This window comes from Rathayibacter sp. AY1E3 (assembly GCF_002932235.1).
Lineage (GTDB): Bacteria > Actinomycetota > Actinomycetes > Actinomycetales > Microbacteriaceae > Rathayibacter.
Map to the genome: position 1 here is coordinate 43,260 of NZ_PSVN01000019.1, position 9,616 is coordinate 52,875.

Here is a 9,616-nt window from a genome sequence, read left to right on the forward strand (position 1 = left end):
CGAACGCCTGCCCCCGATCAGAGGTCCTCCCCGCCGTGACTGCATCCCCGACGCGCCCCGACGCCTCCGCCCTCCGCGGCGTCCGCGCGCTCCTGTTCGACCTCGACGGCGTGCTCACGCCGACCGCCGACGTCCACATGCAGGCCTGGTCGCGGCTGTTCACGGAGTACCTCTCCTCGCGCGGGATCGCCGAGGGCTACACCGACGCCGACTACTTCCGGTACATCGACGGACGCCCGCGGTACGACGGCGTCCGGGCGCTCCTCGCCTCGCGCGGCATCACCCTCCCCGAGGGCGCGCCCGAGGACGACCCGTCGCTCGAGACCGTCTGCGGGCTCGGCAACCGCAAGAACGACGCCTTCAACCGCACCCTCGCCGAGACCGGCGTCGCTCCCTACCCGGGCTCGCTCCGCTTCGTCGACGCCGCGATCGCCGCGGGCGTGCAGGTCGCCGTCGTCACCTCCTCCCGCAACGGCGTGCCGGTGCTCGAGGCGGCCGGCCTCCGCGACCGCTTCGAGGTCGTCGTGGACGGGCTCCTCGCCGCCGAGCGCTCGATCGCCGGCAAGCCCGCGCCCGACACCTACCTCTACGCGGCCGAGCTCCTCGGCCTCCCGGCCGCCGAGTGCGCCGTCCTCGAGGACGCGCACTCCGGAGTCGCGGCAGGCCGCGCGGGCGGATTCGGCCTCGTCGTCGGCGTCGACCGCGGAGTCGGGGCCGACACCCTGCTCGAGCACGGCGCCGACCTGGTCGTGGACGACCTGGCCGAGCTGCTCCCCTTCCTCCCCACCGCTCCCGCCCCCGAGGACGCCGCATGAACCCCATCACCTCCGACCCGCTCGACCGGAACCGCTTCCCGATCGACGAGTGGGCCCTCGTCGAGACCGAGTTCGCCTCCGAGCTGCAGGGCCGCACCGAGACGCTCTTCGCCACCGGCAACGGCTACCTCGGCCTCCGCGGCAACGTGGAGGAGGGGCGTGACGGCTACGCCTACGGCACCTTCATCAACGGGTTCCACGAGACCTGGCCCATCCGCCACGCGGAGGAGGCGTTCGGCTTCGCCCGCGTCGGCCAGACCATCGTCAACGTGCCGGATGCCAAGATCATCCGCCTCTACGTCGACGACGAGCCCTTCGTGCTGAGCGAGGCCGACGTCCTCGCCTACTCGCGCCGCCTCGACTTCGCGAACGGCGTGCTCACCCGCGAGCTGGAGTGGCGCACCCCCTCCGGCAAGCGCGTCCTGATCCGCTCGCGCCGCCTCGTCTCCTTCACCGACCGGCACCTCGCGATCCTCGACTACGAGGTCGAGATGCTCGACCACGACGCGTCCGTGCTGATCTCGAGCCAGATCCTCAACCGCCAGGACGGCGTCGACGAGTACCACGCCCCCTCCGGCAGCGAGGGGGCCGGCTTCGACCCGCGCAAGGCGGAGTCGTTCGAGGACCGCGTGCTCCAGCCGCGCCTCAAGCGCGTCAGCGGCACCCGCTACCTCCTCGGCTACCGGACCACCAACTCCCAGATGACCGTCGCCTGCGGCGCCGAGCACCAGCTCGAGACCGAGAACGAGTGGGACCAGACCTCCCAGATCGACGACGACCTCGCCAAGCACGTCTACCGCGTGAAGGCCAAGGCCGGCCGGCCGGTCCGCCTGGTCAAGACGCTGACCTACCACACCTCCCGCGGCGTGCCCGTGCGCGAGCTCGCCGACCGCTGCGACCGCACGCTCGACCGCGCCCGCGAGACGCCGGTCGAGGAGCAGTTCGTCAAGCAGCGCGAGTGGCTCGACGACTTCTGGACCCGCTCCGACGTGCAGCTGGACGGCCAGCCCGCGATCCAGCAGGCCACCCGCTGGAACCTCTTCCAGCTCGCCCAGTCCACCGCCCGCACCGACGGCGGCGGAGTCGCGGCCAAGGGCGTCTCGGGCTCCGGCTACGGCGGCCACTACTTCTGGGACACCGAGGTCTACGTCCTCCCGTTCCTCAGCTACACGGCGCCCCTCGTCGCCCGGAACGCCCTGCGCTTCCGGCAGAACATGCTCGAGGCGGCCCGCGCGCGCGCCTCCGAGCTCAACCAGCGCGGCGCGCTGTTCCCCTGGCGCACCATCAACGGGCAGGAGTCGTCGGCGTACTACGCCGCCGGCACCGCTCAGTACCACATCGACGCCGACATCTCCTACGCGCTCATGCAGTACGTGGGTGCCACGGGCGACGACGACTTCCTCGCCCGCGGAGCGATCGACATCCTCGTCGAGACCGCGCGGATGTGGGCCGATCTGGGCTTCTGGCGCAGCAACGGCGACGACCACTTCCACATCCACGGAGTGACGGGGCCGGACGAGTACACGACCGTCGTCAACGACAACCTGTACACGAACGTCATGGCCCGGGCGAACCTCCGCTCGGCCGCCCGCGCCGTCGAGCTGCTGAAGGCCGTCGAGCCCGCCGCGTACGAGCGGATGGCCGACCGCCTCGCTCTCGACGAGGGCGAGGTGCTCGAGTGGGCGCGCGCCGCCGAGAAGATGCACATCCCCTTCGACGCGCGGGCGGGCATCCACCCGCAGGACGCGGCCTTCCTCGAGAAGGAGCTGTGGGACCTCGAGAACACCCCCGCGAGCAAGCGCCCGCTGCTGCTGCACTTCCACCCGCTGGTGATCTACCGCTTCCAGGTGCTCAAGCAGGCCGACGTCGTGCTCGCGCTGCTGCTGCAGGGCAACGAGTTCACCGCCGAGCAGAAGCGCGCCGACTTCGAGTACTACGACGCGCTGACCACCGGTGACTCGACCCTCTCGGCCGTCGTGCAGTCGATCATCGCCGCCGAGGTCGGCTACAGCGACCTGGCCCGCCACTACTTCCTGTCGGCGCTCTTCGTCGACCTCGCCGACCTGCACCGCAACACCGCGGACGGCATCCACGTCGCCTCGACGGGCGGCGTCTGGAGCGCCCTCGTCTACGGCTTCGGCGGGATGCGCGACCACGGTGGGCGGATCACGCTCGACCCGCGCCTGCCCGACGACTGGGACCGCCTCGCCTTCCGCATCACCCTCCACGGCACGCGCGTGCGCGTCGAGGTGACGCAGACCGAGGTCCTGTTGACGGTCGAGACCGGCGACTCCGCCGCGATCACCGTCCGCGACGAGCGCGTGCACGTCGCTGCCGGCAGCCCCGTGCGCGTCCCGCTCACGCACCAGGGCCGCCGCCTGCACGGCGCGCCGACCACGTCCGACATCGAGGGCACCCGCCGCTCCGACGGCACCGTGATCACCGCCTCGATCCCCACCATCTCGATGACCCCCGAGCCCGAGGTCCTGACCGGTCCCTGAGCGGCCCCGCGAACATCGCCCATCACGCACGAGACCCCCGGCCGGAACCGGGGGTCTCGTGCGTCGCGGGCGGGCGGAGCCGGCCGGACCGGATGCGTCAGGCGGAGGCGAGCAGCGACTTCAGCGCCGACGTGAAGAAGGTCAGCCCGTCCACACCCGAGCGCATCGCGGCGGCCGTGTCGGGCCCGAAGCCCTCCTCGACGGCGTGCTCCGGGTGCGGCATGAGCCCCACCACATTGCCGCGGCGGTTGCTGATGCCGGCGATGTCGTTCATGGAGCCGTTCGGGTTGTGGCCGAGGTAGCGGACGACGACGCGTCCCTCCGCCTCGAGCTCGAGCAGCGTGTCGGCCGAGGCGATGTAGCCGCCCTCGCCGTTCTTCAGCGGGATCGTGATCTCCTGGCCGGGCTCGAAGCCGTTCGTCCAGGCGGTCTCGGTGCTCGCGACCATCAGGCGCTGGTCGCGGCAGACGAAGGATCCGATGTCGTTCGCGATCAGGCCGCCGGGCAGCAGGTGCGCCTCGGTGAGCATCTGGAAGCCGTTGCAGATGCCGAGGACCGGGGTCCCGGCGTTCGCCGCGTCGACGACCTCGCGCATGATCGGGGAGTGGGAGGCGATGGCGCCGCAGCGCAGGTAGTCGCCGTAGGAGAAGCCGCCGGGCAGGACGATCGCGTCGACGCCGTCGAGGTCGTGGTCGCCGTGCCACAGCGCGACCGGCTCCGCACCCGCGAACCGGACGGCGCGCTGGGCGTCGCGGTCGTCGAGCGAGCCGGGGAAGGTGATGACGCCGATCCTCATCGGGCGGCCTCCGCCGGGTAGTGGATCCCGACGACGTCCTCGATCACCGAGTTCGAGAGCATCTCGTCGGCGATGCGCTGCACCGAGGCGCGCACCTCGTCGGTCACCTCGTCGACGGTGATCTCGAAGCGCTTGCCCACCCGCACGCCGTGGATGGCGGAGTGGCCCAGCCGCGCGAGCGCGCCGGCGACGGCCTTCCCCTGCGGGTCGAGCAGCTCGGCCTTGGGCATGACTTCAACGACGATCGTGGGCACCGTGTTCTCCGGAGTCTCGGGGGAGTGCGGTCTTCCGCGCGACCATCGTACCCGCGGGGGTCCCCCGCGATCGGCGGCGCTCAGGAGGTCGTGACGCGGATCGCGTTCGCCCAGGGGTCCTCGAAGGCGAGGGTGCGGCCGTCGTCGCGGGTGGCGACTCCGGAGCGGGTCAGCCGCTCGCCGAGCGCGCCGAGATCGTCGGCGCCGGGAACCACGATCTCGACCTGTCCGAGGCCGAGGGCCTGCTGCCGGCGTCCGGCGCCCGCAGAGTTCCAGGTGTTCATCGCCATGTGGTGGTGGTAGCCGCCCGCCGAGACGAAGAGCGCCTGCCCGCCGTACGCGATCGTCGTCTCGAAGCCGAGCCGGTCGACGTAGAACTCCTTCGCGGTGGCGACGTCGCCCACGCTCAGGTGCACGTGGCCGACGGAGGCGCCGCCGAGGCGCGGCTGCGCGATCGACTCCTCGGTGAGGTGCTCCTGCAGGAACGCGTTCGGGTCGAGGAAGAGCGTGCTCATCTCGATCCGCCCGTGCGTCCACGACCACTGCGTGCGGTCGCGGTCCCAGTAGAGCTCGACGCCGTTGTGCTCGGGGTCGTCGAAGTAGAAGGCCTTGCTGACCAGGTGGTCGGAGCTGCCGGTGAACGAGCCGGGGTGCCGGGTCGCGACGCTGTACACGGCCGCGGCGAGCGCCGCCTCCGATTCGAAGAGGATCGCCGTGTGGAAGAGGCCGGCGCTGCGCGGCGAGGCGTGCACCAGCTCGGGCGCGTGCTGGAGGATCACGGCCGGCACTCCGCCGCGGCCGAGCACCGCGACCGGTCCGTCGTGCGAGAGCAGCTCGAGCGTCACGGCGTCGCGGTAGTAGGCGATCATCCCGTCGAGGTCGGCGACGCGGAGGGTCACCGCGCCCATCGCGGTGTCGGGAGCGAGCAGGTCGGGGGAGGAGGTGGTCACGGCGGAGACGCTACCCGCTTTTGGTTGAAGCTACAACCATTCAGAGGGGCGAGCGCTCATAGGAACCGCATAAGCAGCGTCCAGGCTGCGCGGGGAGGCCGGGCGTGGAATGGGAACCGGTCGCCGTCAGGGGCGGCCCCGGCACGAGGACGACACCATGAACGAGCGACACGAATCCGACGAGCGAGAGCTCACCGACCAGCCCGCCATCACCGAGGCGACGGGCGCCGACGAGGTGCGCGCGCTGCGCGCGGACGACCGTCGTCGTCGTCGTCGGGCGCTGATCGCCGGCGGCCTCGGCCTCGCCGTGCTGATCGGAGTGACAGCAGGCGGAGTCGCCACCGCCGGCCGCACCGAGGCGGCCTCCTCCGCCTCGGCCGGCGCCGCCACGATCGTCTACCCCGGCGGCTCGCGGGGATCCTTCGGCGGCGGGTACGTGATCGTCCCCTCCTGGGGCGGATCGACGCAGGGCGGCTCGACGCAGGGCGGCTCCTCCCCGTACGGCTCGACGCAGGGCGGCTCCTCCGCCGCCGAGCCGGCCACCGGCGCGACCGACGCCGTGGCCGCGAGCACCGCGCAGACCGCCGGCGTCGTCACGATCACCTCCGAGCTCACCTACCAGGGCGCCCGCTCGGCCGGCACCGGCATGATCCTCACCTCGGACGGCATGATCCTCACCAACAACCACGTCGTCGAGGGCGCCACCGCGATCTCGGTCACGGTGGAGTCGACGGGCCGCAGCTACACCGCCCGCGTCGTCGGCACTGACGCGACGAACGACGTCGCCGTCCTGCAGCTGGAGGACGCCTCCGGCCTCACCCCCGCCTCGCTCGACACGGACGGGGTCGCTGTGGGCGACACCGTGACCGCCGTCGGCAACGCGGGAGGGACGGGCGACCTGGTCGCCGCCACCGGCACGGTCACCGGTCTCGATCAGCAGATCACCACCCGCTCCGAGTCGGGGATCTCCGCCGAGACGCTGACCGGGCTGATCCAGACGGACGCAGACATCGTCTCCGGCGACTCCGGCGGCCCGCTCGTCGACTCCGCCGGCCGCGTCGTGGGGATGGACACCGCCGCCTCCAGCGGAACGGCCGACATCACCGGCTTCGCGATCCCGATCTCGAAGGCCCTGGACATCGTGGCCACCATCGAGGCGGGCGCCGACACGGCCACCGTCGAGATCGGCTATCCGGCCTTCCTCGGCGTCTCCCTCTCCTCCGGCACCGCGTCGCCGACCTCGCGCGCGCTCGCGACCACCGAGTCCGGCGCCGTGATCGGCGGAGTCGTCGAGGGCGGGCCGGCCGCGCAGGCGGGCCTCGAGGCGGGGGACGTCGTCACCGCGGTCGACGGGGTCGCCGTCGCCTCGGCCGACCAGCTGTCCGCCTCGCTCGCGCAGCGCGAGCCCGGGGAGTCGGTGACGATCTCGTGGACCGACTCCGCGGGCGCCGCCCGCTCCGCCCAGGTCGTGCTGGTCGAGGGTCCGGTCGCCTGATCGGAGCCTCCGCGTGGCCGCCGGAGCGTTCCCGGCCGTTCACCCGGACGAGCGCGCCACGCCGCCCGTTGTTTTGATCCGCTCAAGACAACTCGGGTAGTGTCCTCGGCATGACGACAGTGGACGAGCGGCTCCGAGCCTCCGGGCTCAAGGTCACCGCCACCCGGCGCGCGGTGCTCCTCGCTCTCGAGGAGCACCCGCACTCCGGGGTCGACGCGGTCCTGGCCCGAGTGCGCGAGGGCCTCCCCGAGGCCTCGGCCCAGGCCGTCTACGGAGTGCTCTCGGCGTTCACCGACGCCGGGATCGTCCGCCGCATCGAGCCGGAGGGCCACCCCCGCCGGTTCGAGCTGCGGGTCGGCGACAACCACCACCACGTGGTGTGCCGGCGCTGCGGGGCCGTGGCCGACGTCGACTGCGTCGTCGGGGAGGCGCCGTGCCTGCATCCGCAGACCGCGAGCGGCTTCGCCGTGGACACCGCCGACGTCACGTTCTGGGGCACCTGCCCCGACTGCCTGGCCCTGGCCCACTGACCGACATCCGCTACACCGCAGCGGCGGGCTCCGTGCCCCTCGCCGACAGGAGGAACATGACCGAGGAACGATTCACCACCACGAACTCCGGAGCACCGGTCGCGAGTGACGACCACTCGCTGAGCGTCGGAGCCGACGGACCCCTCGCGCTCCACGACCACTACCTCGTCGAGAAGCTGGCCCAGTTCAACCGCGAGCGCATCCCGGAGCGGGTCGTCCACGCCAAGGGCGGCGGAGCCTTCGGACGCTTCACCACCACCGCCGACGTCAGCGCCTACACGCGTGCCGCGCTCTTCCAGCCCGGAGTCGAGACCGAGATGCTCGCGCGGTTCTCCACGGTCGCCGGCGAGCAGGGCTCGCCCGACACCTGGCGCGACCCCCGCGGCTTCGCGCTGAAGTTCTACACGAGCGAGGGCAACTACGACCTCGTCGGCAATAACACCCCCGTCTTCTTCATCCGCGACGGCATCAAGTTCCCCGACTTCATCCGCTCGCAGAAGCGCCTGCCCGGCAACCACCTGCGCGACCACGACATGCAGTGGGACTTCTGGACCCTCTCGCCCGAGTCGGCCCACCAGGTCACATGGCTCATGGGCGACCGCGGCCTCCCCTCCTCGTGGCGGCACATGGACGGCTTCGGCTCGCACACCTACCAGTGGATCAACGCCGCCGGCGAGCGCTTCTGGGTCAAGTACCACTTCAAGACCGATCAGGGCGTCGAGATCCTGAGCCAGGAGCAGGCCGACCAGATCGCCGGTGAGGACGCGGACTTCCACCTCCGCGACCTGTCCTCCGCCATCGACCGCGGCGACTTCCCCTCGTGGACGCTGTCCGTGCAGGTCATGCCGTACGAGGACGCGAAGAGCTACCGGTTCAACCCGTTCGACCTCACCAAGGTCTGGCCGCACGCGGACTACCCGCTGATCGAGGTCGGCACCATGACGCTCGACAGGAACCCCGAGAACTACTTCGCGCAGATCGAGCAGGCGGCGTTCGCCCCCTCGAACTTCGTGCCCGGGATCGCGGCCAGCCCCGACAAGATGCTCCTCGCGCGCATCTTCAGCTACGCCGACGCGCACCGCTACCGCGTGGGGACCAACCACGCGCAGCTGCCGGTGAACGCGCCGAAGTCGCCGGTGCACTCGTACTCGAAGGACGGCCCCATGCGGTTCGACTTCCAGAAGTCCGAGGTGCCCGTCTACGCGCCGAACACGATGGGCGGCGCCCACGCCGATCCCGCCCGGGCGGCGGAGTCGGCCGGCTGGGAGACCGACGGCGAGCTGACGCGCGCCGTGGCGACCCTCCACCCGGAGGACGACGACTTCGGTCAGGCGGGGACGCTCTACCGCGAGGTCCTCGACGACGACGCGCGCGCCCGCCTGGTCGCGAACATCGCCGGCCACGTGTCGAAGGTCACCCGTCCGGAGCTACGGCAGCGCGTGCTCCAGTACTGGGCGAACGTCGACTCGTCGCTCTCGCAGCGCGTCGCCGAGGCGCTCGAGCCCTCGGCTCCCGGTGCGGACGTCTCCCCCGAGGCGGTCGGCATCGGGGCGTAGTCCCGGCATCCCCTCGAGGAGCGCGCGGTACCGGAGCGATCCCGGTCGCGCGCTCCTCGTCGTTTCCAGGGAGGGTCCTTCCACTCGGTGGAGTCGGATCCCGCGCGCGCGGGTGCCCGCGTCGGTCCGATGCAGCCGGCTCGGCGCCCGGATCCGCCCGCGGAACCGGGCGCCGACGGGGAGGACCCCTGATCCCGACACGCCCGGGATGTGCGATTTCGGCCCGTCGTTTGACAGCACCGCGATCGCTGCGTAACTTATTCCGAGTCGCCACAAAGGCCGCAGGGAAACGGAAAGAGCAGCAGCTCCTACGTCCCGGCCTCAATCGGGACCATCCACTCGGCAAGACAGCTTTTCGGAGCAGGTCTGCCGCACGGATGTAAAGCCTTCGCAGGATCCCTCGGATCCAGCAACTTCGCCGCCCGGCGCAGGACTCAGGTCCTGAACCGAGCAACGTCGGAGCGCCTATGAGCGTGACGGCATCGCGAAGAAGCCGGACTTGACACGGCCTGCGGATGTGCTAAGTTATACAAGTTGCCACGGCGACAGGGAGAAAGAAACTTCTCCTAGTCTACCGAGAAGACGCGTATGACGCAAGCAACAAATTCTTCGATCACTTCCGTTGTGAAGCACCGTTCTGGTGTGGAGGCGGGATGTGTCCGATTCTTGAGAACTCAACAGCGTGCACTATGTTCAATGCCAATTTTATACCCCGGCCT

Annotated in this window: 8 protein-coding genes; 5 read left to right on the forward strand and 3 right to left on the reverse strand. The window is 71.1% G+C overall.

From position 1 onward, the window contains the following. Positions 1 to 35: 35 nt before the first annotated feature. A complete protein-coding gene (locus C5C53_RS14165; RefSeq protein WP_104222739.1) occupies positions 36 to 815 on the forward strand; it encodes an HAD family phosphatase in 780 nt (259 codons plus the stop codon). Next, a complete protein-coding gene (locus C5C53_RS14170; protein WP_104222738.1) occupies positions 812 to 3,316 on the forward strand; it encodes a glycoside hydrolase family 65 protein in 2,505 nt (834 codons plus the stop codon). The genes C5C53_RS14165 and C5C53_RS14170 overlap by 4 nt, the downstream gene beginning before the upstream one ends. A 97-nt stretch (positions 3,317 to 3,413) precedes the next feature. Here the strand turns inward: C5C53_RS14170 and purQ are convergent, their stop codons facing one another. The 3 genes from purQ to C5C53_RS14185 all read right to left on the reverse strand — a co-directional run bounded on the left by purQ (position 3,414) and on the right by C5C53_RS14185 (position 5,274). After that, on the reverse strand, positions 3,414 to 4,112 hold the full coding sequence (purQ, locus tag C5C53_RS14175) for a phosphoribosylformylglycinamidine synthase subunit PurQ (RefSeq protein WP_104222737.1): 699 nt from the start codon (positions 4,110 to 4,112) through the stop codon (positions 3,414 to 3,416). Beyond that, on the reverse strand, positions 4,109 to 4,366 hold the full coding sequence (gene purS, locus C5C53_RS14180) for a phosphoribosylformylglycinamidine synthase subunit PurS (protein WP_104267819.1): 258 nt from the start codon (positions 4,364 to 4,366) through the stop codon (positions 4,109 to 4,111). The genes purQ and purS overlap by 4 nt, the downstream gene beginning before the upstream one ends. Before the next feature lie 80 nt (positions 4,367 to 4,446). Continuing rightward, positions 4,447 to 5,274, reverse strand: a complete 828-nt coding sequence (locus C5C53_RS14185) for a VOC family protein (RefSeq protein WP_104267823.1) — start codon at positions 5,272 to 5,274, stop codon at positions 4,447 to 4,449. A 199-nt stretch (positions 5,275 to 5,473) separates the two neighbouring features. Here C5C53_RS14185 and C5C53_RS17325 point away from each other — a divergent pair, with 199 nt between their 5' ends. The 3 genes from C5C53_RS17325 to C5C53_RS14200 all read left to right on the forward strand — a co-directional run bounded on the left by C5C53_RS17325 (position 5,474) and on the right by C5C53_RS14200 (position 8,897). Continuing rightward, positions 5,474 to 6,811: a S1C family serine protease gene (locus C5C53_RS17325; protein ID WP_146084678.1), complete on the forward strand. Its 1,338-nt coding sequence runs from the start codon at positions 5,474 to 5,476 to the stop codon at positions 6,809 to 6,811. A 110-nt stretch (positions 6,812 to 6,921) separates the two neighbouring features. Beyond that, positions 6,922 to 7,341: a Fur family transcriptional regulator gene (locus C5C53_RS14195; RefSeq protein ID WP_104222735.1), complete on the forward strand. Its 420-nt coding sequence runs from the start codon at positions 6,922 to 6,924 to the stop codon at positions 7,339 to 7,341. Positions 7,342 to 7,397: 56 nt separating this feature from the next. Continuing rightward, the gene (locus C5C53_RS14200; RefSeq protein ID WP_104267820.1) at positions 7,398 to 8,897 is read left to right on the forward strand and encodes a catalase; all 1,500 of its coding nucleotides are present in this window, start codon (positions 7,398 to 7,400) and stop codon (positions 8,895 to 8,897) included. Positions 8,898 to 9,616 lie beyond the last annotated feature (719 nt).